This window comes from Pseudomonas sp. GW823-FHT03E05, from assembly GCF_058796855.1.
The window spans coordinates 699,929-726,435 of record NZ_JBXAJB010000005.1 but is presented as its reverse complement, the minus strand read 5'-3'; the positions used below and the strand labels follow the sequence as shown (position 1 = coordinate 726,435).

General features: G+C 62.4%; 10 protein-coding genes, 1 rRNA gene and 1 pseudogene. 5 read left to right on the top strand and 7 right to left on the bottom strand.

Going from position 1 to position 26,507, the window contains the following annotated elements:
* Positions 1-76: ribosomal RNA gene (gene rrf / locus AC1RCO_RS23600) — 5S ribosomal RNA — on the top strand; the annotation flags it as partial.
* Positions 77-230: 154 nt separating this feature from the next.
* Here the strand turns inward: rrf and AC1RCO_RS23595 are convergent.
* The 4 genes from AC1RCO_RS23595 to AC1RCO_RS23580 form a co-directional block, all read right to left on the bottom strand.
* Positions 231-1,412 (bottom strand): PepSY-associated TM helix domain-containing protein, encoded by a 1,182-nt coding sequence (locus tag AC1RCO_RS23595; protein WP_492618098.1) that lies wholly within the window; start codon positions 1,410-1,412, stop codon positions 231-233.
* A 71-nt stretch (positions 1,413-1,483) separates the two neighbouring features.
* Entirely contained in the window at positions 1,484-3,976 is a 2,493-nt protein-coding gene (locus AC1RCO_RS23590; protein ID WP_492618097.1) for a TonB-dependent siderophore receptor, read from the bottom strand.
* 99 nt (positions 3,977-4,075) lie between these two features.
* Complete coding sequence (locus AC1RCO_RS23585) at positions 4,076-5,080, bottom strand: DUF4880 domain-containing protein (protein ID WP_072445088.1); 1,005 nt, start codon at positions 5,078-5,080, stop codon at positions 4,076-4,078.
* Positions 5,081-5,085: 5 nt separating this feature from the next.
* Positions 5,086-5,586 (bottom strand): sigma-70 family RNA polymerase sigma factor, encoded by a 501-nt coding sequence (locus AC1RCO_RS23580; protein WP_019093129.1) that lies wholly within the window; start codon positions 5,584-5,586, stop codon positions 5,086-5,088.
* Between the two features lie 314 nt (positions 5,587-5,900).
* Between AC1RCO_RS23580 and AC1RCO_RS23575 the strand changes: the two are divergent.
* Positions 5,901-6,926 (top strand): annotated as a pseudogene (locus AC1RCO_RS23575) (HAMP domain-containing protein); the annotation flags it as partial.
* A gap of 69 nt (positions 6,927-6,995) precedes the next feature.
* Positions 6,996-7,781, top strand: a complete 786-nt coding sequence (locus tag AC1RCO_RS23570) for a methyl-accepting chemotaxis protein (protein WP_370059459.1) — start codon at positions 6,996-6,998, stop codon at positions 7,779-7,781.
* Between the two features lie 65 nt (positions 7,782-7,846).
* On the opposite strand, the gene AC1RCO_RS23565 is transcribed toward AC1RCO_RS23570, so the two are convergent.
* Positions 7,847-8,611 (bottom strand): thioesterase II family protein, encoded by a 765-nt coding sequence (locus tag AC1RCO_RS23565; protein ID WP_011058510.1) that lies wholly within the window; start codon positions 8,609-8,611, stop codon positions 7,847-7,849.
* 290 nt (positions 8,612-8,901) lie between these two features.
* Here AC1RCO_RS23565 and lapG point away from each other — a divergent pair, with 290 nt between their 5' ends.
* Together lapG and lapD are read left to right on the top strand one after the other, a co-directional pair.
* Complete coding sequence (gene lapG, locus AC1RCO_RS23560; protein WP_011058511.1) at positions 8,902-9,594, top strand: cysteine protease LapG; 693 nt, start codon at positions 8,902-8,904, stop codon at positions 9,592-9,594.
* A 14-nt stretch (positions 9,595-9,608) separates the two neighbouring features.
* Complete coding sequence (gene lapD / locus AC1RCO_RS23555; RefSeq protein ID WP_053155799.1) at positions 9,609-11,555, top strand: cyclic di-GMP receptor LapD; 1,947 nt, start codon at positions 9,609-9,611, stop codon at positions 11,553-11,555.
* Between the two features lie 56 nt (positions 11,556-11,611).
* Here the strand turns inward: lapD and AC1RCO_RS23550 are convergent, their stop codons facing one another.
* Together AC1RCO_RS23550 and AC1RCO_RS23545 are read right to left on the bottom strand one after the other, a co-directional pair.
* Complete coding sequence (locus tag AC1RCO_RS23550) at positions 11,612-11,950, bottom strand: hypothetical protein (RefSeq protein WP_011058513.1); 339 nt, start codon at positions 11,948-11,950, stop codon at positions 11,612-11,614.
* Between the two features lie 160 nt (positions 11,951-12,110).
* The gene (locus AC1RCO_RS23545; protein ID WP_492618096.1) at positions 12,111-26,273 is read right to left on the bottom strand and encodes a retention module-containing protein; all 14,163 of its coding nucleotides are present in this window, start codon (positions 26,271-26,273) and stop codon (positions 12,111-12,113) included.
* Positions 26,274-26,507 lie beyond the last annotated feature (234 nt).

The following is a 26,507-nucleotide window of genomic DNA, read 5'->3' as shown; positions in this document are numbered from 1 at the left end:
CGAACTCAGAAGTGAAACGATGCATCGCCGATGGTAGTGTGGGGTTTCCCCATGTGAGAGTAGGTCATCGTCAAGATCAAATTCCAAAACCCCTGTCTGCTCACGCAGACAGGGGTTTTGTTTTTGTGCGCTATAAAGCCTGGGCTGTGTGGCAGAAGCAGATTGCAGGGTGGATTCAGGGCTTTATCAGCATCGAGTAAGCAGCCATCAAGATCACACTTGCTTGCCTCTTACGCCCTGTTCTTACGCATCTTGCTGCTTCTACGGGCCATTAACTTACGCCACCAGATATAGATGCCGGTCAGTGCCAGCACGGCAATCAGAACGCCCAATAGAGCAATGATCACCTGCCCCGTGGTACCGATGATCCTGCCTCCATGTATGGGGAGTTGCAGTCGGTAGAAGCGCTCTCCGAGGGTGCCTTGCCCCGCTATCTCCTGCCCCAGCAAGCGCCCATCCGTACCGTGGAAGAACAGCCAGGACTTACCATGGGCCTGGCTGTCATGCCGACCAAAACCTGCTCCATAGAAGTTGTATTCAAAGCTGTAATACAACTCACCAATCGTCTCCTTCAAGCCCAGCCGCTGCCCCTCTTCCAGAGCCCGTTCATAGGCCTGTTGATAAGTCAGCCGGGTTATCCCCAGCTCTGCCGCCGGTACTCGTCCCCGAGCTTCATAGACGCTGGGTTCGATGGACGAGAGCAATGACACCACGGGTTTGAACACCTGGCTCGGCAGGTTCATGGCCACGCTACTGATGGCGATCGGCAGCAGGAGCAGCCATAACCACAAGCCTGCGGCGCGATGCAGGTCGAAGTTGAGCCGATAGGCATGGCCGCCCTTGATCTTCCAGGCCGTGCCCCACTTGTGCCAGAACGGTCGTCCACGAGGCAGGGTCAGCAGCAAGGCAACAAAACAGTCGATGACCCAGGCAATGGCCACCAGCCCCATCAACCACAGCCCCCAATTGCCGGGCAGGCTCAGGTTGTAGTGGAACTCCAGCAGAAAAGGCACCAGGTTCTGCCGCTGGAAGCAGCAGGCGCCCCAAAAGCGCTGCCCCTGCTGATGGGCCGTAACCGGGTCAAGGTAAAATACCTGATTGTGCTCGGTATACGGTTGGCCGGTGGCCGGGTCGGTGCGTGGCACCGCTGCCAGCAGCGCCGCATGCCCGGCTTCTTGTGGATATTCCATGTACCAGACCTGCAGCCTCGGGTGCTCGGCCTGAACGCTATCCACCAGTGAGCCGGGGGTCAGCACCGGCCCCTTGCCGGACGTGTGATAGAACTCGGGGTTGAGCCACTCATCCAGCTCGTGATGAAAGGCCAGGACACTCCCGGTCAGCCCGGCCAGCAGCAGGAACACTGCGGTGGCCAGGCCCATGTAGCGGTGCAATAGAACCAGAATGGCGCGCATGACATTTTTCCGTAGAGACGACAAAGCCAGCGGCTGCTGACAGGCGCTGGCTTTGTTTGAGTCAACCTAGATCAGAACTGGTAGCTCACCGTGGCGGCGACATTGCGCTCTTCGCCCAGGTAGCAGTAGCTCAAGCTTGCACAGGAGGCGACGTAGGACTCGTTGGTCAGGTTGTTGGCATTGAGCCGTACATCCACTCCCTTGAGGCCCAGCTTGCCCAGGTCATAGCCGATGGAGGCATCGAAGAGCGTGTAGGCCGGTACCTTCATGGTGTTCTCGGCATCGGCCCAGCTGTAGCCCACATAGCGCACACCGCCGCCCAGGCGCAGGCCATCCAGCGCCGCGCTGTCGAACTTGTAGTCGGCCCACAGCGACGCCATCTGCCGCGGTGCCTGAGTAGGCGAGTTGCCCTTGTTCTCGATGAGGTTGGTGGCGCTGCTCAGGGTGCTGGTCATCGACTTTGAATACTGGATGTCGGTGAAGGTATAGCTGCCCAGCAGTTTCAGGTTGTCGGTCAGCTGCATGTGGGCTTCCAGCTCCAGCCCCTGGGAGCGAACAGCACCCACCGCACGATAGAAGTTTTCCTGGGGCAGCTTCGACGCCAGGTTCTCCTGGTCGATGCGGAACAACGAGGCAGTGAACAAGTTGTCCGTACCTGGTGGCTGATATTTCAGCCCGACTTCCCATTGAGTGCCGTCGGTGGGTGGCAGCGGATTGCCTGCGCTGTCTGCGTAGGAGTTGGGGTTGAATGACTCGGAATAGCTGACGTAAGGCGCCAGACCGTTATCGAACAGATAGAGCGCGCCCGCACGCCCAGTGAGCTTGGTGCGTTTGTCGCTGATTTCGGTGCCCAGTGGGCGCTGGGCTTCAGCCAGGCGGTTTTCATCCGAGGTCTCCACCCAGTCCTGGCGCAGCCCCAGGGAGAAGCGCCATTTGTCCAGCTCGATCAGGTCCTGCAAGTACACGCCGGTCTGTTCCAGGCGCCGCAAATAGCTGGTGTGGCTGTAGTAGTTGATCGTCGAGTTGCCATAGACCGGGTTGAATGCATTGATCGGCTGCAGGGTTCCCTGGTCCCAGTCGACCACGGTCTTGCGCCGTTGATAGTCGGCTCCCAGCAGTAAGGTGTGCTTGACGTCGCCGGTGAGGAATTCGGCCTGCAGCATGTTATCGACGATGAAGGAGTGGAGCTTCTCATCTCCACCCGAGTAATAGCGGTTCAGGTCATTGCTGGTGGCATTGGTCCAGCCATAGGCATAGACCTGGTCGAGCTTCACCTTGGAGTCCAGGTAGCGGAAGTTCTGGCGGGCGGTGAAGGTGTCGTTGAAACGATGCTCGAACTGATAGCCGAAGGACTGTTGATCGCGCTTGTAGCCATCCACGCCCGGCTCGCCCTCGAAGAAATGCTCGGAAATGCGCTGGCCATTGCGCTGGTTCAGGGTGCCGTTGGCCGGCATGCCGCCGTGGTAGCCGCCATCGGGGTCATTCTGCAAATAGGCCTGGAGCGTCAGGGAGGTGTCTTCACTGAAGTCGATACTCAGGGTCGGCGACAGGGCGAAGCGTTTTTCCTTCGCGTGGTCGAACTGAGTGTCAGACTTGTCCGTCAGGCCGATCAACCGATAGGCAACGCGCTTGTCGTCATCGAGCGGGCCGCTGAAGTCGAACCCCAGGCCCTGTTTGCCCTGGGTGCCCACGGTTGCCTGAATCTGGTGATAGGGCTCGTAGAGAGGCTTTTTGCTGGTCAGGGCCACCAGGCCGCCAGGGGAGCTGCGGCCATAAAGCACCGATGAGGGGCCCTTGAGAATATCCACCCGTTCGAGGAAGTAGGGGTCGACCTGCATGCTGCTGTAGGTGCCGCTGTCACCCATGGACTTGAGGCCATCGAGGTAGATGTTGTCCACCGAACCATCATTGAAGCCGCGCATCGCTACATAGTCGTAGCGATGGGTGGCGCCATAGGGATTGGTCAGCACGCCGGGGGTGTAGCGCATGGTCTGGGCGACGGTTTGCGCGCCCTGGTCGTCGATCTGTTCACGGGTGACCACCGAGACGCTTTGCGAGGTCTCCAGCAACGCTGTACTGGTCTTGGTGGCGATCTGACTGTGCGTCGCGTTGTAGCCCTCCATGCTGCCCAATGCGTTGCCCAGGGCGAAGCCCTTGACCTCAGTGGTGGGCAGGGTCAGGGCGCTGCCCTGGGGCAGGGGCCGCAGCACGTAGCTGCCGCCGTCCTGGCTGACCGCCTCCAGTCCCGAACCCCGCAGCAGCTGGTTCAGGCCCTGGGGAATGGAGTAGTCGCCCTGGAGCCCGGGGGACTGCCGGCCCTGGGTCAGGGCCGGGGTGGTGGACAGGGTGATCCCGGCCTGCCGGGCGAACTGGTTGAGGGCATCGCCGAGGTTGCCCGGGGCCACGCTGTAGCTGTGACGCGGGGCATCAACAGCGCTAGCGGCGGCCAGCACCTGGGGCGCCACTGTCCCGAGGCCGATGCTGGAGCACAGCAGGGCGGCGCGGATCGCTTGGCGCAAGGGGCGGGAGCAGGGAGAGCTTGGGCGGGTGTCGCGCAGAGTCATGGTAGGTTCCGTTGAAGTCGCAGGAAGCAGATTGAAGTGCTTACTGACTAAGCCGGACGTCCTGGCAAAACCCGCCAAAAAAAATCACCCCAGTGAATTTCAAGCCACGGGCCCCAAGGTCACCCACCAACGGGTGCGGTAGCGCAACTGCACTGGCAGGGTCTGGGGCAGGATGGCCAGTAACTTGTCGGTGTCTTCCAGGCGGAACACACCTGAAAGGCGCAGATTGCCAACCGCTGCCGAGCAGCCCAGATAGCCATGGCGATAGCGGCCGACCTCCTGGAGGAAGTCGTCCAGGCGCATGTTGCGCGTAACGATCAGGCCATCGGCCCAGGCGCCGACGTCCATCGCCAGGGGGGCCGCAGGTTCGGCCAGGCCATGGCTGATCTGATAGCTCTGACCTGCTTCCACCCGGGCGCTACGGCCGTCGGCGGTGTGCGGCGCATGAATGGCCACGCTGCCGTGGGTCACGCTCAGGCGCGTGCAGCGTTCCTCCACGCGCACCACGAAGCGGGCGTCGAAGCCTTCCAGCAGGGCGTGGCGGCTCTCCACCAGCAGCGGGCGGGCAGGGCCGTGATCGGCTCCACAGGACACCATGATCTCGCCCCGGCGCAGTTTGATCAGGCGCTGCTCGACATTGAAGTTGAGGTCCGCCGCGCTGTCGGTATTGAGTTCCAGGCGGGTGCCATCGGGCAACTGGAAGCCCCGCTGCTCGCCGACGGCGGTGGCAAAGTCTGCGTTCCATTGTTGCCAGCCCAGCAGATCCTTGCCGACCCAGGCACTGGAGCCCAGGAGCAGGGCGCCACTGAGCAGTTTCAGGGCCTGGCGCCGGCCCAGGCGCTGACTGCTGTGTTCCAGGGTATGCAGGGCCACCTGAGCCCCCGGCACCGAACGCAGGTTGGCCGTGAGTTCCTGCTGCAACGATTGCACCCGCTGCCAGGCCAGTTCGTGCTCCTGGTGCGCCGCCCGCCACAGATCGCACTGTTGCTGCAGCTTGGGGTTGGCACCGTTGTTGCGCAGGCGCAGCAACCAGTTGATTGCTTGCTTGACCACCAGGTGATCGGGATTGGGCTTGAGCGGCAGGCTGGCGGGAAAGTTATCCACAGGCTTCAGCTCTCGTAGCGCAGCAGGTAGCAATGGTAGAGCGCCTGGGCGACATAACGCTCGACGGTACGCAGGGATAGACCCATCTGCTGAGCAATCTGCTTGTGGGTAAGTTCCTCGCACTGAGCCAGGAGAAAAGCCTGACGTACTTTCGGCTTCAGCCCTTCAAGCATCCGCGCAATGCTTTCCAGCAGCTCCAGAATCAACGCCCGAGCTTCAGCGCCGGGTGTTTCGGCTTCGGGCAAGTGGGCGATGGTTTCCAGATAGGCACGTTCGATTTCCTCGCGGCGCCAGTGATCGATTACCAGCCCCCGGGCGATGGTGCGTAAAAAAGCCCGGGGGGCCTTGAGTTCCAGACGTTCAGTTTTCTGCAGCAGGCGTACGAAGGTGTCCTGAGCCAGGTCGGCAGCATCCGCGGCATTGCCCAGGCGCTGGCGCAGCCAGCTGTTGAGCCAGCCATGGTGATGGCTGTAGAGCGTCTGTACGGCGAACTCGGGTGATGACATGGACGCGGACTGCCTGAGTGTCACTAATGATAATTAGTCGCATTGTCATTGAGGCTTTATCGATTTGGCAATAAGCAGCGCACTGTCGGTCATCTGAAAATGTGCCACGGATGCTCTGGAACACCGTTCGGCGGGATTAGGCAAATTCAGGCGAGTAATTCAGAAAAATCTCTAAGGGTTCGCAGATTCTTGCCGAAAGACTGATAAGACATGCGTGCACCAAAGTAGAGCGGTCAGAGAACATCGCCTGCGCTGTTACATGGAATGTTGCATTACGGACGCATCCCCACTTTCGGCATAAGAAGTCCCATGAAATGAATCTCAAGTTCAGCCATAAAATCCTTTTGGCCGCCTCCGGCGTAGTGGTTCTGGCTTTTGCGTTGTTCACCTTGTACAACGACTACCTGCAGCGAAACACCATCCGACAGAACCTCGAATCCTCTATCCAGCAGGCCGGTGAGCTCACCTCCAGCAGTGTGCAGAACTGGATGAGCGGGCGGATCCTGGTGCTCGAGAACCTCGCGCAGAACGTTGCTCACCAAGGTCAGAACGCAGATTTCCCAGGGCTGGTGGACCAACCGGCCTTTACCTCGAACTTCCAGTTCACCTACGTCGGCCAGGCCAACGGCACCTTTACCCAGCGCCCTGACGCGAAGATGCCCGACGGCTACGACCCGCGTCAGCGCCCCTGGTACAAGCAGGCCGTCGCCGCCGACAAGACCATGCTGACCCCGCCCTACATGGCGGCTGTCGGTGGCCTGGTGGTGACCATCGCCATGCCGGTGAAAAAGCAGGGTGAACTGCTGGGCGTGGTTGGTGGCGACCTGAGCCTGGAAACCCTGGTGAAGATCATCAACTCGGTGGATTTCGGTGGCCTGGGCCACGCCTTCCTGGTCAGTGCCGACGGTCAGGTGATCGTCAGCCCGGACAAGGACCAGGTGATGAAGAACCTCAAGGACATCTACCCCGGCGCCAACGTACGGATCGAAAACGGCAACCAGGAAGTGGTCCTGAACAAACAGGAGCGCATCCTCTCCTTCACCCCGGTGACCGGCTTGCCGAATGCCGAGTGGTACATCGGTCTGTCCATCGACAAGGACAAGGCCTACGCACCGCTGAGCCAATTCCGTACTTCCGCCTTGATCGCAATGTTTATCGCCGTGGCGGTGATCGCCGTACTGCTGACCCTGCTGATCCAGGTGTTGATGCGCCCACTGATCACCATGGGCCGTGCGATGCAGGACATCGCCCAGGGCGAGGGCGACCTGACCCGGCGCCTGGTGGTGGAGAGCAAGGACGAATTCGGCGAACTGGGCAGCTCGTTCAACCAGTTCGTCGAGCGGATCCATGCCTCGATTTCCGAAGTGTCCTCGGCCACCCGCCAGGTACACGACCTGTCCCAGCGCGTGATGGCTTCGTCCAACGCTTCGATCATCGGTTCCGACGAGCAGAGCGCCCGCACCAACAGCGTGGCCGCCGCGATCAACGAACTGGGGGCCGCAACCCAGGAAATCGCCCGTAACGCCGCCGATGCCTCGCAGCACGCCAGTGGCGCCAGCGAACAGGCCGATGACGGTCGCCAAGTGGTGGAACAGACCATCCAGGCCATGACCGAGCTGTCGCAGAAGATCAGCCTGTCCTGCACTCAGATCGAGACCCTGAACGCCAGCACCGACAACATCGGGCACATTCTCGACGTGATCAAGGGCATCTCCCAGCAGACCAACTTGCTGGCCCTCAACGCGGCCATCGAAGCGGCCCGTGCCGGCGAAGCCGGTCGTGGCTTCGCCGTGGTGGCCGACGAGGTGCGCAACCTGGCTCATCGTACCCAGGAGTCGGCGGAAGAGATCCACAAGATGATCACCTCCTTGCAGGTCGGCTCCCGTGAGGCGGTGTCGACCATGAACGCCAGCCAGGCGTCCAGCGAAGAGAGCGTCGAAGTGGCCAACCAGGCCGGTGCGCGGCTGGTCAGCGTGACTCAGCGGATCGGCGAGATCGATGGCATGAACCAGTCGGTGGCGGCGGCGACCGAAGAGCAGACGGCCGTGGTGGAGACCCTCAATGTCGACATCAACCAGATCAACCTGCTGAACCAGCAGGGCGTGGCCAACCTCAACGAAACCCTGAAGGATTGCGATGCCCTGTCGCAGCAGGCCAGCCGCCTGAAGCAACTGGTGGACAGCTTCAAGATCTGAGGTTTCGCGTCACTTTCAAGCCCGCTCCCGCCTCACGGCAGGGCGGGCTTTTTCATGGGTAGCGATCAGGCCGGGTGGTCGCCCAGCAGCCCCAGGTGAGTATTGATCACCTGCAACAGGCGCTGGCGCTGGGACTTGATGAAGAAGTGATTGCCGGCCACTTCGATCAGCTCGAACTCGCGGCCGGTGAACTCGCGCCAGTTGAGCATGAGGTTGGCCGTGGCCAGCGGGTCCTCGCTGCCGTAGAAGGCCGTCAACGGCACATCCAGGCAACCGCTGGAGGTGTCGTACCAGGTTTCGAAAAGCTTCAGGCCGTTGCGCAGCAGGCGTTCGTAGGATTGCAGGTCGTTCTGCCCGCGGGGCATCTCCAGGGGGCTGGCGCCGAGGGTCAGGATCGCCTCGCGAAACGCGGCGATGGGCAGGGAGTGGAGCAAGGGCCGGCGCGGCAGGCTATCCGGGCTGCGACAGCCGGAGACGAACAGGTGGCGGGTCTGCTGGGGAAAGCGTTCCTGGGCATGCTTGCTGGTCTCGTAGGCCAGCAGCGCGCCCAGGCCGTGGCCGAACAGCGCATGGGGCTCGCCGAGCCAGGGGTCGAGGGCGGTGAAGGTGTTTTCCAGCAGACTGGGCCAGTTGTCGCAGGGCGCTTCGTCACGGCGCGGACCGTGCCCCGGCAGGTTGAGCACCACCAGCTCGATATGATCGGCCAGGCCACTGGACCAGACCCGCATTTGCTCGGCTGCCGCCCCGGCCTGGGGAAAGCAGATCAGGCGGATCCGGGTGGCTTGCCCGGGTTTGATCACCAGCGTCCATTGTCGGGTGTCGGTGTACACAGCTTTTCCTTAAGCAAGTGGGCCGGCACTGCGCCGGCCAGAGGCAGCCTGAAGAGGGCGTCGCAGTCTGCGGATGGTTTCTAACATAGTGCCTGTCGTCCGTGAAGGCACGTGTGTGCCGGGCCGGGCGGGCGGTTGCTGTCGGTCGCCGGAACGCGGCTTGCGGCTATGCTCTGAATGTTTCGCGCCGGCTCTTTTCCGCCAGCGGGTGATTGTAAGGTGCCATTGTTTTTTGCCGGGCCAGCCTTCACCATCAGCCGATTTACGACAGCTCCCATGGACGCATTGCATTGGCGGCACGTTTAGCTCTTTCTCGGACCCTGCGCTGGTTCTGCGCGGCATTGCTGCTGGCCGGCGCACTGCTGGGCAGCCTGCACGCCGACTGGGATTTCTCCCTGATCAGCCGCCGTGCCACGGCGCTCTACGGTCCGCTGGGCGAAGGGCAGCCGCGCATCGATGCCTGGCAGCACCTGCTGGCCACGCAAAAGCAGGTGCCCGAGCGCGAACAGTTGAAGGTGGTCAATCTGTTCTTCAACAAGAACATGCGCTACGTGGAAGACATCGACCTGTGGCACCAGGTGGATTATTGGGAAACGCCGATCGAGGCATTGTGGAAGGGCGCCGGCGATTGCGAGGACTACGCGATCGCCAAGTATTTCAGCCTGCGCCACCTCGGGGTTTCCAGTGACAAACTGCGCATCACCTACGTCAAGGCCCTGCGCCAGAACCGTGCGCACATGGTCTTGACCTACTATTCCAGCCCGGAGGCCATGCCTCTGGTGCTCGACAGCCTGGAAGACTCGATCCGCCCGGCCAGCGAGCGTACCGACCTGTTGCCGGTGTACTCCTTCAATGCCGAGGGTCTGTGGCTACCGGGGGCCAAAGGCAACAAGCGGGTGGGCGACACCAAGCGCCTGTCCCGTTGGCAGGACGTGTTGAAAAAAATGCAGGCCGAAGGTTTTCCGGTCGAGACGACTAACTAGGAGCACGAGCTCAGATGTCTTTGTTCAAACAACTGTTGATCGCAATCTGTGTGTTCCTGGTGGTCGCCTTCAGCGGCAGCTTCATGGTCAGCCTGGAAAGCTCGCGCACCCAGTATGTCAATCAGCTGCGCTCCCATGCCCAGGATGCCGCCACTGCCCTGGCACTGTCGCTGACGCCGAACATCGACGACCCGGCGATGGTCGAGCTGATGGTCAGCTCGATCTTCGACAGTGGCTACTACGCCAGTATCCGGGTGGTGGACCTGGCCACCGACAAGACCCTTGTCGAGCGCAGCGGCATCCCGGAAGTCGGCAACGTGCCCCAGTGGTTTGTCAGCCTGATCGGCCTGGAACCGGCGGGTGGCGATGCCATCGTCAGCCGCGGCTGGGAACAGGCGGCACGGGTCGAGGTGCTCAGCCACCCGATGTTCGCCGTGGCCAAGCTCTGGCAAAGCGCCCTGGGCAGCCTGGGCTGGCTGTTGATCTGCGGTGCGGTGAGCGCGGTGCTCGGCGCCCTGCTGCTGCGGCGCCAGCTCAAGCCGTTGGACTACATGGTCCAGCAGTCCCACGCCATTGCCCGTCGTGAATTCCTCAGCCTGCCGCAATTGCCCCGGACTCCGGAGCTGCGGCGGGTGGTGCAGGCCATGAACCAGATGGTCGAGAAGCTCAAGGCGCTGTTCCAGGAGCAGGCCGAGCGCAGCGAGAAACTGCGCACCGAGTCCTATCAGGACAGCCTGACCGGACTGGCCAACCGGCGTTATTTCGAAATGCAGCTGCACGCCCGCGTAAGCAACCCCGAGCAGGCCAGTTCCGGCTACCTGTTGCTGTTGCGGGTCAAGGACCTGGCCGGGCTGAACCAGCGCCTGGGCGGCCAGCGTACCGACCAGTTGCTCAAGGCGGTGGGGGAACAACTGCTGCGCGAGTGCGACAAGTACCCGGAAACCCACAACCTGGTCACCCGGGTCCGTGGTGGCGAGTTCGCGGTGCTGGCGCCGGGGCTGGTGCGTGAGGAAGCCATCCAGCTGGCCCAGAGCCTGGACAGTGCCCTGGGCAACCTGCACGCCACCGGCGCCACCGATGTTGCCTCAGTGGCCTCCATCGGCCTGGCGGCGTTTGCTCACGGTGATTCGCCGCAAGCGGTGCTGAGCCTCGGCGACCAGGCCCTGGCCCAGGCCGAAGCCCAGGGTGACACCAGCTGGGCCTGCCTCGATCAAGGCGCCAGTGCCCAGGTCGGGGATGACCACCATGCCTGGCACCGGCTGTTGGACCGGGCGCTGTCGGAGCAGCACTTCCAGCTGTACTTCCAGCCGGTGGTGGCCGCTCGGGACACCCACCTGGTGCTGCACTACAAAGTGCTGTCGCGGCTGCTGGATGAACAGGGCCAGACCATTCCGGCCGGGCGTTTCCTGCCGTGGCTGGAGCGTTTCGGCTGGACCTCGCGCCTGGATCTGCTGATGCTCGAACAGGTGCTGAGACAGATGGCGAGCCACGAAGACTGCCTGGCGCTGAACCTGTCGGCGGCGACCCTGGCGGACCCGCACGCCCTGAATCGGGTGTTCGAGATCCTGCGCCAGCATTCCGACCTGGGCCCGCGCCTGACCCTGGAGATCGGTGAAGAGCAATTACCCGAGCAGGCCATGCTGGAACAGCTGACCCGGCGCCTGCGCGAGCTGGGTTTCTCCCTCAGCCTGCAACGCTTCGGTGGGCGCTTCAGCATGATCGGCAACCTGGCGCGCCTGGGGCTGGCGTACCTGAAGATCGATGGCAGCTACATCCGCGACATCGATCAGGAAAGCGACAAGCGCCTGTTTATCGAAGCCATCCAGCGCGCGGCCCACAGCATCGACCTGCCGCTGATTGCCGAACGGGTCGAGACCGAGGGCGAGCTGCAGGTGATTCGCGAGATGGGCTTGTACGGGGTGCAGGGCCAGCTGTTCGGCGAGCCGGCTCCCTGGGGTTGAAACCGCTTTCGCCGGCAAGCCGGCTCCTACAGTAGGAGTCGGCTGGCGAAAAGGGTTCAGATCAATCCGGTTTCATCGTCATTGATCAACCGGCTCAAACCGCCCAGCGCCTCGCGGGCCTGGGTGCGATCCATCAGCTTGGCCTGGGCCGCGGCCGGCAGGTCGGTGATGCGGATCACGCCCTTGAGGGTCAGGAGCTGGATCAGGTCGTCCAGCACCCGGATCATTTCCAGGTCGCTTTGCTTGAGTTGCTTGAGACTGACTTCCACCGCCTCGTTGGCGTACCAGGTCTGGATCTCGTGGTGGTCGGCGGGCAGCGTCTCGGTGGCCTCGGCGTAAGCGGCGGCTTCCACGCGAATCAGCTGGCCCTGTGCATCGCGTTGCACGTAGAACATGGCGAATCCCTCAGGCATGTGTTTCCGGCGTCAGGCAGGCAGCAGCATAGGCCAACGCAGCATTCAGAGCGCGAGTATGCGGTGCGCCGCGGCGCTCGTCACGCCGCGGGCTGCCTGCCGGGGCCCGGCGACCACCCCGGGGGTGGCCGCTAGGGACCGGTCAGCTGTTGTTGTGATCGATCTTGATGGTCGGGTCGCTGCCGGCGATCAACGAATTGATGTTGGCGTTGGACCAGTTGTTGCCTTCCAGCTTGATCGTCACGTCGGCGTTGGCCAGCCCCCCGGCGGCGTTGAGCTTGCCCTCGGAGCTGACCTGCAGGGTCGAGACCCCGTCCACGGTGGTGATCTTGAGGAAGTTGTCGATGGTGCTGGCGCTCTCGCCCTGCAGCAAGTCACGCAGGTCGATGCGGTCGCCTTCGCTGGCCTTGAAGTCCTTGATCACGTCGTTGCCGGTGTCGCCGGCCTTCCAGACGAAGGTGTCGGCACCCGAACCGCCGATCAGGATATCGTTGCCCTGGCCACCGATCAGGGTGTCGTTGCCGGTCCCCCCCAGCAGGATGTCATTGCCCTTGCCGCCGTCCAGCAGGTCGTTGCCGCCCTGGCCGAAGAGAATGTCATTGCCGGCACCGCCCAGCAGAGTGTCGTTGCCGTCGTGGCTGCCAGACACATCGAACTCGGTGTAGTGCTCGGTGATGTACTGGTGCACGTTGCTGGTGGTGACCTTGCTCACGTCGACCCCGGTCTGCTTGGCCACATAGGCCTGCATGGCCTGGTAGCCCTCGCCTGCGACGCCGTTGAAGCTCACCAGGTCGCCGAACAGGATGTCGTTGCCGTCGCCGCCGCTGACCTTGTCGGCCCCCGGCATGGTCGCTTCGGTGTGGCCGATGATCGAGTTGGCCAGGTCGTTCGGGTCGATGTTGGTCTGCGGCTTGCCGTCGCTGTCGTAAGGCTTGAGGTCGTTGAGGCTGACACCACTGTTGATGCCGATGGCTTCGACGTTCGACAGGCCGCTGAGCAGGGCAAAGCCGCTGTTGGAGTTGGTGGTGGTGTAGTAGTCGGTGCTGCTGCCGGAGCCGGCCAGGTTCGACAGCTCGTAGGTACCGTCGCCCTGGGCGTGCAGGGTGCCCAGGGTCTTGCTGCTCCAGCCCCAGCCATTGGTGTAGGTCTGCAGGACCACCGAACCGCTAGAGTTCACGGAGAGGTAGTGGGTGTTGTCGATGTAGCTGCTGAAGGTATCCCCCAGCTTGTAGTTGCTGGTGGTCACCACATCGTCGAGGCGCACGTTGCCGTACAGCGTCGGGTTGGTCTGCTCGCCGCTCTGGTAGTAGGTCGGCTTACCGTCGGTGATGAAGTAGGTCAGGTTGGTGGCGTTGCTGTTGCCGGTGGCCTGGCTGCTCTGGAAGAAGTTGGCCGTGGCCTTGAACACGTCTTCGTAGTTGGTACCGCCGCCGGACGTCATCGAGTCCAGCACCGCCTTGAGCTGGGCCAGGGCGGTCGGGTCGTTGAGGTTCACCGACACCGACTTGTTGACCTGGGTATCGAAGTCGGCGAGGAAGATGTTCACCGTCCCCGAGCTGCTGCCGCCGATGCTGTTCTTCAGGGTATTGAACACCGAGGTCAGGGAGTTCTTGGCCGCGGTGATCGAGGCGCTGCTCATGCTGCCCGAGCTGTCCACCATGAAGGCGATGTTGTAGTTGGTGCCCGGGACCACGGTCAGGCCGCCGATGTCGGCAACCACGATGTCGTTGCCATCGGTACCGGTGACGGTGTCGTCGCCGGAGGTGGCGACCACCGAGTTGTAGACCGCCGGGTAGACCTTGACCGGGATCTGCGCCGAAGTGCTGGCAGAGCCGCCCAGGGACTCGGTGGAGGTCGAGGTCACGTTCAGGTTGAAGGTGCCGTTGTAGTACGGCGGCGGCGTGACCGTCAGGTTGCCCAGGTTCCAGCCGGTGACGTTGGCTTCACCGGAAGTCGCGGTGGCGGTGAAGGTGTGCCCGGCGCCATCGCTGAGCACCGAGCCTGCCGGAATGCCGCTGATCTTCACGCTGAGGGTTTCCGAGCCGTCGGTATCGGTCAGGCCGGTGGTGATCTTCGACAGATGCACGCTGCCGCCTTCGCCGCCCTCGTTGAGCTTGTAGCCGTCGTAGTAGCCTTCGCCGTTGGTGCCGTGCAGGTCGGACACCGAGACTCCGGCGTTGGTCAGGTCGGTGACGCCGGTGTACAGCGGCACGCCGGCGTTGCTCAGGTCCACCGCAGCCCCGCCGTTGACCGAGAGGTTGACGTCGTAGGAGCCCGGGCCGCTCTGGTTGTGGTGGTAGATATCGATGGTGTAGTAGCCGCTGGTGGTCGGGGTGAAAGTACCGTTGAGGTTACCGCCCGCGCCCCAGGTGGTGCTGGCCACGTTCTTGCCGCCGATGGTCACCAGCAGGCTGTCGTCGCCGGTGCCGGAGAAGGTATAGGCCTTGCCTGCTTCCAGGTAGATCAGGCCTGAGGTCTTCGACGCAGTGCCCGGCGTGATGTTGCCGTCGGACTGGACGTTGGTCGCCAGGCTGCTGCTGTTGGGGGTGCCGGCAGCGTCGATCACCGATTTCAGAGTGTTGGCGGAAGCGCCGCTGCCGTCGGTGCCCAGGCCGCTGAGGTTGGTCCAGACTTCCTTGAGCAGGCCCACCGAATTCACGCTGTTGCCGGCCACGCTCAGGGTCGGCGCATCGGCTACCGGGGTGATGTCGACGGTCACCGTGCCGGTGTTGCCCAGGGCCTGGCCGTCGGTTGGCTGGAACTTGATCTGGGCGTAGTCGGCTTGCTGGTTGCCCACGCCGTTGCCGCCGTAGCCATTGGTTCCGGATTCGTTGGCGTCCGGTGTGAAGCGCAGTTTTCCGGCATCGATATCGGCCTTGCTGAAGGTCTGGTTGTTGGCCACATCCTTCCAGGTCGAACCGTCCAGGTATTGCAGTTTGCCGTCGCTGGGCAGCTGGGTGATCTTCACGCCGAGGCTGGACGCCGGGCTGTCGACGTCGCTGACGCCGAAGTTCGACCAGGTCAGTGCCAGCGGGGTGTCTTCGTTGCCGGTCACGGCGCCGCCAGTGGCAGTTGGGGCGTCGTTCACCGCCACCACGTTGACCGTGGTAGTGGCGACGTTGGAGTAGTTGCCGCCGTCGGTCACGGTCACGGTGATGGTCCGTGGCGTGGTGCTCGGGTCTTCACTGTTGTTGGTGAAGGTGATGTTCTTGATCTGCTGCATGTAGTCGGCCAGCGTCGCGCTGCCCGACAGGGTCAGGGTGATCGAACCGTCCTTGCTGTTGGCATTGATGGTGATGCCGTTGACGCTGTTGCCCAGGTTCAGCGAGTCCCCCGGCTGGCGGTTGGTCAGTACGATGGTGGCGCCGGTGAGCAGGGTGCTGTCCGGGTCGGAGATGCTCAGGTCGGTGTCGGCGATCGACACGCCAGGGCCTGTGGTGCCTTCGGTGAAGGTGACCTTGTAGTCGGCCCCGGTAGCACCGCTGGAGTTGTTGGCATCCAGGTCGATGACCGGCGGAGCGTCGTTATCGATGATCGAGGTAGTGACGCTGTTGTTGCTGCCCACCACCAGGTTCTCGAAGTTGCCGCCAGTGGCCGAGTCGATCTTGACCGTGAAGTTCTCGGTGCCTTCGGTGATCTTGTCGTCAATGGTGGCGACGTTGAAGGTGGCGCTGCTGGCGCCGGCCGGGATCTTCACGGTGTACACGCCGCTGAAGTCCGAACCGTCGGTGGCGGTGCCGCTGTAGCTGATCTTCAGGGTGACTTCGGTCTGCGCCGGGTGAGTCAGGCTCACGGTGTAGCTGGCGGTCTGGCCTTCGGTGACCGAGGCGCTGCCGCTGATACCCACCGAAGTGGTGTCCAGTGTATCGGTGACGTTGGTCACCGCTGGCGTGGTGTCCGTGACCAGCTTCTCGAAGTTGCCGCCAGTGGCGTTGGTGATGGTGGCGTTGACCTTGCCTGCGTCGATGTAGACGTCGTCTGCCGGCGCCGGAACGGTGACCGTCCCGGTGGTTTTTCCGGCCTCGATATGGATCACCGAACCGTTGGACAGGGTCACGGTCACCGGAGTGCCGGCGGCGTTGGTCAGGGTGGCGGTGTAGGTGATCTGGCCGCCTTCAGCGACGGTGCCAGTGGCAGTCAGGCTGACGCTGGTGGTGTCGACCGTATCGGTCACGGTGGTGCTGACCGGAGTCTTGTCGGCGACCAGGTTCTCGTAGTTACCACCGCTGACATTGGTGATGGAGTTGGTCAGCGGGGTATGGCCGACCAGCACATCGTTAGGCGCACTGATGCTTACCGAACCAGTGGTTTCGCCGACCGGGATGGTGATCTTCTCGCCATTGGCCAGGGTGACCACGACCGGAGAGCCGGTCACTGGAGCAGTGACGGTAGCGGTGTAGGTGACATTGCCACCTTCGGCCGCCGAAGGCGTGGCCTTGAGCGACACGGTGGAGTTGTCGATGGTGTCGGTAACGTCAGTCACGGCCGGCGTGGTGTTCGGCACCAGCTTCTCGAAGTTGCCGCCCTCGGCCTTGGTGATGGTGGCTTCGACCTTGCCGGCGTCCTTGTACACGTCGTCAGCCGGGGCCGCGACGGTGGTGGTGCCGGTAGTGGCGCCCGCGGCGATGGTGATTACCGCACCGTTGCTCAGGGTCACGGTCACCGGAGTACCGGCGGCGTTGGTCAGTGTGGCGGTGTAGGTGATCTGGCCGCCCTCAGCGACGGTGCCAGTGGCAGTCAGGCTGACGCTGGTGGTGTCGACGGTGTCGGTCACGGTGGTGCTGACCGGAGTCTTGTCGGCGACCAGGTTCTCGTAGTTACCACCGCTGACATTGGTGATGGAGTTGGTCAGCGGGGTATGGCCGACCAGCACATCGTTCGGCGCGCTGATGCTTACCGAGCCGGTGGTTTCGCCGACCGGGATGGTGATCTTCTCGCCATTGGCCAGGGTCACGATTACAGGTGAGCCGGTCACTGGAGCAGTGACGGTAGCGGTGTAGGTGACGTTGCCACCTTCGGCCGCCGAAGGCGTGGCCTTGAGCGACACGGTGGAGTTGTCGATGGTGTCGGTAACGTCAGTCACGGCCGGCGTGGTGTTCGGCACCAGCTTCTCGAAATTGCCGCCCTCGGCCTTGGTGATGGTGGCTTCGACCTTGCCTGCGTCCTTGTACACGTCGTCAGCCGGGGCCGCGACGGTGGTGGTGCCGGTAGTGGCGCCCGCGGCGATGGTGATTACCGCGCCGTTGCTCAGGGTCACGGTCACCGGAGTGCCGGCGGCATTGGTCAGGGTGGCGGTGTAGGTGATCTGGCCGCCTTCAGCGACGGTGCCAGTGGCGCTGAGGCTGACGGTGGTGGTGTCGATGGTATCGGTCACGGTAGTGCTGACCGGAGTCTTATCGGCGACCAGGTTCTCGTAGTTGCCACCGCTGACATTGGTGATGGAGTTGGTCAGTGGAGTGTGGCCGACCAGTACATCGTTAGGCGCCGTGATGCTTACCGAACCGGTAGTTTCACCGACCGGGATGGTGATCTTCTCGCCATTGGCCAGGGTAACCACCACTGGCGAACCGGTCACTGGAGCGGTGACGGTGGCGGTGTAAGTGACATTGCCGCCTTCGGCCGCCGAAGGCGTGGCCTTGAGCGATACGGTGGAGTTGTCGATGGTGTCGGTCACATCGGTGACGGCTGGCGCTGGATTGGTCTCCAGGTGCTCGAAATTGCCACCCTCCGCCTTGGTAATGGTGGCTTCGACCTTGCCCGCATCTTTGTAGACGTCATCGGCCGGAGCGGCGACGGTCGCTGTGCCCGAGGTAGCACCAGCAGCGATAGTGATCACTGCACCGTTGCTCAGGGTCACGGTCACTGGCGTGCCAGCGGCATTGGTCAGGGTTGCGGTGTAAACGATGGAGCCGCCTTCAGCCACGGACTCGGTCGCGCTCAGGCTCAGAGTGGTGGTGTCCGGGGTATCGGTAACCGAAGTCTCGGCTGGCTTGTCGCTAACTTCCAGCTTCTCGTAGTTACCGCCGTCCGCCTTGGTAATGGTGGTGCTCAGGGAGCTGCCGCCCGCCAACGCATCGTTTGGAGCGGTGAAATTCACGCTACCGGAGGATTCGCCCACTGGGATGGTAATGGTCTGTCCGTTAGACAGAGTCACCACCACAGGCGAGCCGGTTACCGGAGCAGTGACCGAAGCGGTGTAAACAACAATGCCACCCTCAGCCACGCTCGGCGTGGCAGTCAGGGAAACGGTGCTGGTGTCGATGGTGTCAGTGACATCAGTCACAGCTGGAGTCGGGTTGGTCTCCAGGTGCTCGAAATTGCCACCTTCAGCCTTGGTAATCGTTGCCTCGACTTTGCCGGCGTCTTTGTAGACGTCGTCAGCCGGAGCGGCGACGGTGGCAGTACCGGAAGTAGCGCCAGCGGCGATGGTGATCACCGCGCCGTTAGAGAGCGTGACAGTAACAGGTGTACCCGCAGCATTGGTCAGGGTCGCGGTGTAGACAATCGAACCACCTTCAGCCACAGACTCAGTAGCCGAGAGGCTCAGGGTGGTCGTGTCTGGTGTGTCAGTTACCGAGGTTTCAGCCGGCTTGTCGCTGACCTCCAGCTTCTCGTAGTTACCACCGTCGGCCTTGGTGATGGTGGTGCTCAGGGAACTACCGCCAGCGAGGGCATCGTTTGGTGCGGTGAAATTCACGCTGCCGGAAGACTCACCCACCGGAATGGTGATGGTCTGTCCGTTAGACAGAGTGACGACCACTGGTGAGCCAGTCACTGGTGCTGTCACCGAAGCGGTGTAAACAACAATGCCACCCTCAGCCACGCTCGGCGTGGCAGTCAGGGAAACGGTGCTGGTGTCGATGGTGTCAGTAACGTCGGTGACTGCTGGAGCTGGATTGGTTTCCAGGTGCTCGAAGTTGCCGCCTTCGGCCTTGGTAATAGTCGCTTCGACCTTGCCGGCGTCTTTGTAGACGTCATCAGCTGGCGCGGCGACAGTTGCCGTGCCCGAAGTGGCACCGGCAGCAATCGTGATTACGGCACCGTTACTCAAGGTCACGGTGACCGGAGTACCGGCAGCGTTGGTCAGGGTTGCGGTGTAGACGATGGAACCGCCCTCGGCCACGGACTCAGTAGCCGAGAGGCTCAGGGTTGTAGTGTCCGGGGTATCGGTAACTGAAGTCTCGGCTGGCTTGTCGCTAACTTCCAGCTTCTCGTAGTTGCCACCGTCGGCTTTGGTGATGGTGGTGCTCAGGGAGCTACCGCCAGCGAGGGCGTCATTCGGCGCGGTGAAGTTCACCGAGCCCTGGCTTTCGCCAACCGGAATGGTGATGGTCTGGCCATTGGACAGAGTGACGACTACCGGCGAACCGGTCACTGGCGCAGTCACGGAGGCGGTGTAAACCACAGTGCCGCCTTCGGCGACGTTAGGGGTAGCCGTCAGCGAAACAGTGCTGGTGTCGATGGTATCGGTGACATCAGTCACCGCTGGAGTCGGGTTGGTCTCCAGGTTCTCGAAGTTACCGCCCTCGGCCTTGGTGATCGTTGCCTCGACCTTGCCGGCGTCTTTGTAGACGTCATCGGCGGGTGCGGCCACGGTGGTGGTACCCGTGGTGGCGCCGGCGGCGATAGTAATCACTGCGCCGTTGCTCAGGGTCACGGTCACCGGGGTGCCAGCTGCGTTGGTCAGAGTCGCGGTGTAGACGATGGAACCGCCCTCGGCCACGGACTCAGTAGCCGAGAGGCTCAGGGTTGTAGTGTCCGGGGTATCGGTAACGTTGGTTTCAGCCGGCTTCTCGCTGATTTCCAGCTTCTCGTAGTTGCCACCGTCGGCTTTGGTGATGGTCGTGCTCAGGGAGCTGCCGCCAGCGAGGGCATCGTTTGGTGCGGTGAAATTCACGCTGCCAGAGGACTCACCCACTGGGATGGTGATGGTCTGTCCGTTAGACAGAGTCACCACCACAGGCGAGCCGGTCACTGGCGCAGTCACCGAAGCGGTGTAAACGACGGTGCCGCCTTCAGCCACATTCGGGGTGGCGGTCAGGCTGACGGTGCTGGTGTCGATGGTATCGGTGACATCAGTCACAGCTGGAGTCGGATTGGTCTCCAGGTGCTCGAAGTTGCCGCCTTCGGCTTTAGTGATGGTGGCTTCGACCTTGCCCGCGTCCTTGTAAACGTCATCGGCAGGTGCGGCCACGGTTGCCGTGCCCGAAGTGGCACCGGCGGCGATGGTGATTACCGCGCCATTGCTCAAGGTCACGGTGACCGGGGTGCCAGCTGCATTAGTCAGGGTCGCGGTGTAGACAATCGAACCGCCTTCGGCCACGGACTCGGTAGCGCTCAGGCTCAGAGTGGTGGTGTCCGGGGTATCGGTGACGGAGGTTTCAGCGGGCTTGTCGCTGACTTCCAGTTTTTCGTAGTTGCCACCGTCGGCTTTGGTAATGGTCGTGCTGAGCGAACTGCCCCCAGCCAGAGCGTCGTTTGGCGCGGTGAAGTTGACGCTGGCGGACGACTCGCCCACCGGAATGGTGATGATCTGTCCGTTGGACAGAGTGACCACGACCGGCGAGCCGGTTACTGGCGCGGTCACCGACGCGGTGTAAACAACAATGCCACCCTCAGCCACGCTTGGAGTTGCGGTCAGACTGACAGTCGACGTATCGATCGTGTCAGTGACATCAGTCACCGCCGGGGCTGGATTGGTCTCCAGGTTTTCGAAGTTACCGCCTTCGGCCTTGGTAATGGTGGCTTCGACTTTGCCGGCGTCCTTGTACACGTCGTCAGCCGGGGCCGCGACGGTCGCTGTACCCGAGGTAGCACCGGCAGCGATGGTGATCACTGCACCATTGCTCAGGGTCACGGTGACTGGAGTACCAGCGGCATTGGTCAATGTGGCGGTGTAGATGATCGAACCGCCTTCAGCCACGGACTCGGTCGCGCTCAGGCTCAGAGTGGTGGTGTCCGGGGTATCGGTGACCGAGGTCTCGGCAGGCTTGTCGCTGATTTCCAGCTTTTCGTAGTTGCCGCCGTCGGCCTTAGTGATGGTGGTGCTCAGGGAGCTACCGCCCGCCAACGCATCGTTGGGAGCGATGAAATTCACGCTGCCGGACGATTCACCCACTGGAATGGTGATGGTCTGGCCGTTGGACAGAGTGACGACTACCGGCGAACCGGTCACTGGCGCAGTCACGGAGGCGGTGTACACCACAGTGCCGCCTTCGGCGACGCTTGGTGTTGCAGTCAGACTGACAGTTGAAGTGTCGATGGTGTCAGTCACGTCGGTGACTGCTGGAGCTGGATTGGTTTCCAGGTTCTCGAAGTTACCGCCTTCGGCCTTGGTAATGGTGGCTTCGACTTTACCGGCGTCTTTGTACACGTCGTCAGCCGGAGCGGCGACGGTGGCAGTACCGGAAGTAGCGCCGGCGGCGATGGTGATTACCGCGCCATTGCTCAAGGTCACGGTGACCGGGGTGCCGGCTGCATTGGTCAATGTGGCGGTGTAGACGATGGAGCCGCCTTCGGTCACGGACTCGGTAGCGCTCAGGCTCAGGGTAGTGGTGTCCGGGGTATCGGTCACGCTGGTTTCAGCCGGCTTGTCGCTGATTTCCAGCTTCTCGTAGTTACCACCGTCGGCTTTGGTAATGGTGGTGCTGAGCGAACTGCCACCAGCCAGAGCATCGTTGGGCGCGGTGAAGTTCACGCTGGCGGACGACTCACCCACCGGGATGGTGATGGTCTGACCGTTGGACAGGGTCACTACGACCGGCGAGCCGGTTACTGGTGCAGTCACGGAGGCGGTGTACACCACAGTGCCGCCTTCGGCGACATTAGGGGTAGCTGTCAGCGAAACAGTGCTGGTATCGATGGTGTCAGTGACATCGGTGATGGCTGGAGTCGGGTTGGTCTCCAGGTTCTCGAAGTTGCCACCCTCGGCTTTGGTGATCGTTGCCTCGACTTTGCCCGCGTCCTTATAAACGTCATCGGCAGGGGCTGCGACGGTCGCTGTGCCTGAGGTAGCACCGGCAGCGATGGTGATCACTGCGCCGTTGCTCAGGGTTACGGTGACTGGAGTACCAGCGGCATTAGTCAGGGTCGCGGTGTAGACAATCGAACCACCTTCGGCCACGGACTCGGTCGCGCTCAGGCTCAGAGTGGTGGTGTCAGGGGTATCGGTAACCGAAGTCTCGGCTGGCTTGTCGCTGACTTCCAATTTCTCGTAGTTACCGCCATCCGCCTTGGTGATGGTAGTGCTCAGGGAGCTGCCGCCAGCGAGGGCATCGTTGGGTGCGGTGAAGTTCACGCTGGCGGACGATTCACCCACCGGGATGGTGATGGTCTGACCGTTGGACAGGGTCACCACCACTGGCGAGCCGGTTACCGGAGCAGTGACCGACGCGGTGTAAACAACAATGCCACCCTCAGCCACGCTTGGTGTTGCGGTCAGGCTGACAGTCGACGTATCGATCGTGTCAGTGACATCAGTCACCGCCGGGGCTGGATTGGTCTCCAGGTTCTCGAAGTTGCCACCCTCGGCTTTGGTGATCGTTGCCTCGACCTTGCCGGCGTCCTTGTAGACGTCATCGGCTGGCGCGGCGACGGTCGCTGTGCCTGAGGTAGCACCGGCAGCGATGGTGATCACTGCGCCGTTGGAGAGGGTCACGGTGACCGGAGCACCTGCGGCATTAGTCAGGGTGGCGGTGTAGACGATGGAACCGCCTTCAGCCACGGACTCGGTCGCGCTCAGGCTCAGAGTGGTGGTGTCCGGGGTATCGGTAACCGAAGTCTCGGCTGGCTTGTCGCTAACTTCCAGCTTCTCGTAGTTGCCGCCGTCGGCTTTGGTAATGGTGGTGCTCAGGGAACTACCACCAGCCAACGCATCGTTGGGTGCGGTGAAGTTCACCGAGCCCTGGCTTTCGCCTACTGGAATGGTGATGGTCTGGCCGTTGGACAGAGTGACGACTACCGGCGAACCGGTCACTGGCGCAGTCACGGAGGCGGTGTACACCACAGTGCCGCCTTCGGCGACGCTTGGTGTTGCAGTCAGACTGACCGTCGACGTATCGATCGTGTCTGTGACGTCGGTGACAGCTGGAGTCGGGTTGGTCTCCAGATTCTCGAAGTTACCGCCTTCGGCTTTAGTGATGGTGGCTTCGACCTTGCCCGCGTCCTTATAAACGTCATCGGCAGGTGCGGCCACGGTTGCCGTGCCCGAAGTGGCACCGGCAGCGATGGTGATCACTGCGCCGTTGCTCAGGGTCACGGTGACCGGAGTGCCAGCGGCGTTGGTCAGGGTTGCGGTGTAGACGATGGAGCCGCCTTCGGCCACGGACTCGGTCGCACTCAGGCTCAGAGTGGTGGTGTCCGGGGTATCGGTGACCGAGGTCTCGGCAGGCTTGTCGCTGACTTCCAGTTTTTCGTAGTTGCCGCCGTCGGCCTTGGTAATGGTGGTGCTCAGGGAGCTGCCGCCAGCGAGGGCATCGTTTGGCGCGGTGAAGTTTACGCTGGCAGAAGACTCACCCACCGGGATGGTGATGGTCTGACCGTTGGACAGAGTGACGACCATTGGAGAACCGGTCACTGGTGCAGTCACGGAGGCGGTATACACCACGGTTCCACCTTCAGCCACGCTCGGCGTGGCAGTCAGGGAAACGGTGCTGGTGTCGATGGTGTCAGTGACATCGGTTACCGCCGGGGCTGGATTGGTCTCCAGGTTTTCGAAGTTACCGCCTTCGGCCTTGGTAATGGTGGCTTCGACTTTGCCGGCGTCCTTGTACACGTCGTCAGCCGGGGCCGCGACGGTCGCTGTACCCGAGGTAGCACCGGCAGCGATGGTGATCACTGCACCATTGCTCAGGGTCACGGTGACTGGAGTACCAGCGGCATTAGTCAGGGTAGCGGTGTAAACGATGGAGCCGCCTTCGGCCACGGACTCGGTCGCGCTCAGGCTCAGAGTGGTGGTGTCAGGAGTATCGGTGACGGAGGTTTCAGCCGGCTTGTCGCTGATTTCCAGCTTTTCGTAGTTGCCGCCGTCGGCCTTAGTGATGGTGGTGCTCAGGGAGCTACCGCCCGCCAACGCATCGTTGGGAGCGATGAAATTCACGCTGCCGGAAGACTCGCCCACTGGGATGGTGATGGTCTGGCCGTTGGACAGGGTCACCACGACTGGCGAGCCGGTTACCGGCGCTGTCACCGAGGCGGTGTAAACCACAGTGCCGCCTTCGGCGACGCTCGGCGTGGCAGTCAGGGAAACGGTACTGGTGTCGATGGTGTCCGTGACATCGGTGACGGCTGGAGTCGGATTGGTCTCCAGATTCTCGAAGTTGCCACCGTCCGCTTTAGTGATGGTGACTTCGACTTTACCGGCGTCCTTGTAGACGTCATCCGCCGGGGCCGCGACGGTGGTGGTGCCAGTAGTGGCACCCGCTGCGATGGTGATCACCGCGCCGTTGGAGAGGGTCACGGTGACTGGAGTACCAGCGGCATTGGTCAGGGTGGCGGTGTAGACGATGGAGCCACCCTCGGCCACGGTATCGGTGGCGGTCACGCTCAGGGTCGTCGTATCCGGGGTATCGGTGACGGAAGTTTCAGCAGGCTTGTCGCTGATTTCCAGCTTCTCGTAGTTACCGCCGTCTGCCTTGGTAATGGTGGTACTCAGGGAGCTACCGCCCGCCAACGCATCGTTGGGTGCGGTGAAGTTGACGCTGGCGGACGACTCGCCCACTGGAATGGTGATGGTCTGGCCATTGGACAGAGTGACGACCACCGGCGAACCGGTCACTGGCGCAGTCACCGATGCGGTGTAAACGACGGTGCCACCCTCGGCGACGCTTGGTGTTGCGGTCAGGCTGACGGTCGAAGTATCGATAGTGTCTGTGACGTCGGTAACTGCCGGAGCCGGGTCGGTGACCAGGTTTTCGAAATTGCCGCCATCGGCCTTGGTGATGGTGACCTCAACCTTGCCGGCGTCTTTATAGACGTCATCGGCAGGGGCGGCGACGGTGGCAGTACCGGAAGTGGCACCGGCAGCGATGGTGATTACCGCGCCGTTGCTCAGGGTCACGGTGACCGGGGTGCCCGCAGGGTTGGTCAGGGTCGCGGTGTAGACGATGGAGCCACCCTCGGCCACAGTATCGGTGGCCGACAGGCTCAGGCCGGTGTCGTCGATGCTGTCGGTCACGGTGGTGACCGCTTTGTCTGGGCTGGGTTGCAGGTTCTCGAAGTTGCCGCCTTCAGCCTTGGTGATACCGACTTCGATGGTGTCGCCGTTCTTGTAGACGTCATTGGCTGGCGCCGGGACGTCGATCGAGCCACTGGACTTGCCCGCTTCGATAGTGATCACCGAGCCGTTGGACAGGGTGATGGTCACCGGAGTCTGTGCCGGGTTGGTGAGGGTGGCGGTGTAGGTGATCTGCCCGCCCTCGGTAACGCTGGCATCAGCGGTCAGGCTGACTGTGGTGGTGTCGATGGTGTCGGTGACCTGGGTGACCGCCGGGGTCGGGTTGACCGTTACCAGCAGGCCGCCACCGCCGGTGGTGCCGGTCACGTTGACGCTGATCTGGCCCGGGTCGATATAGACGTTGTCCTGGGGCGCCAGGGGCACCTGCACGCTGCCAGTGGTCTGGCCGGCGCTGATGACGATGACCGCGCCATTGGACAGGGTCACAGTCAGGTCGGTAAGTGGCGCCTGGGTCAGGGTCGCGGTGTACACCAGGGTGCCACCGGCTTCGGTAATGGTTGGGGTGGCGCCCAGGGTCAGGGTGGCCGGGCGCAGGGAGTCACTCCCGCTGCCATTGCCGTTGCCATTGCCCAGGCCGCCATTGTTGGTCAGGCCGCCAAAGGTGTTGTCCTGGGTCGAATTGGCCAGCCCCAGGCCAGCGGTGGGGAAACCGATGGTCGGGTCGACCCGGCCCGCAGTCTCTTCCAACTGCACAAAACTGTGGCCACCACCGGCCGCCCCGCCATTCCCCGCGGCGGTCGGGCCGGCGGCGGTGGCTTCCAGGTCGGTGGTCGGGTCGGCGCCGGCGGCGATGGCCTGCTGCAGTTCTGCCACCGAAGGGGCGGCCTGAGCGGTGGCCTGTGCCAGGTCCGTGCTGGAGTCCGGTGCGGCACCGCTCCACTGGGTGTCACGCCCCAGGTCCAGAGTACGCCCGTCGGTCAACTCCAGGGTGACGGCCCCGGCCGGGCCGGTGTCTACCTGGTCACCCACGAACAGGCGGTCCCCTTCAATGAGTACGCGTCGGATCCCTTCCGGGGAAACCACGAAAACTTGGCCGACAATGCTTTTGACGATGGCAACAACACTGCTCATTGGGGACTCTCCGGTGTACCGCTCAGTCGACTTCCATGTACCGGCTTGGGCGCGGGCCGCAACTCAGTCAGGACGTACTAGGTGTGTAATTGGGAACGGGTAATTGACAGATCTATCGTCAAAAGTTTGGCTATATTTTTTGGGTATTAACTTTATGCCAAACTATTGACCTTATGGACGCCATCCTAAACAATCGCCGAATTAATGTCACATTGATATTCACGCGGTAACCTG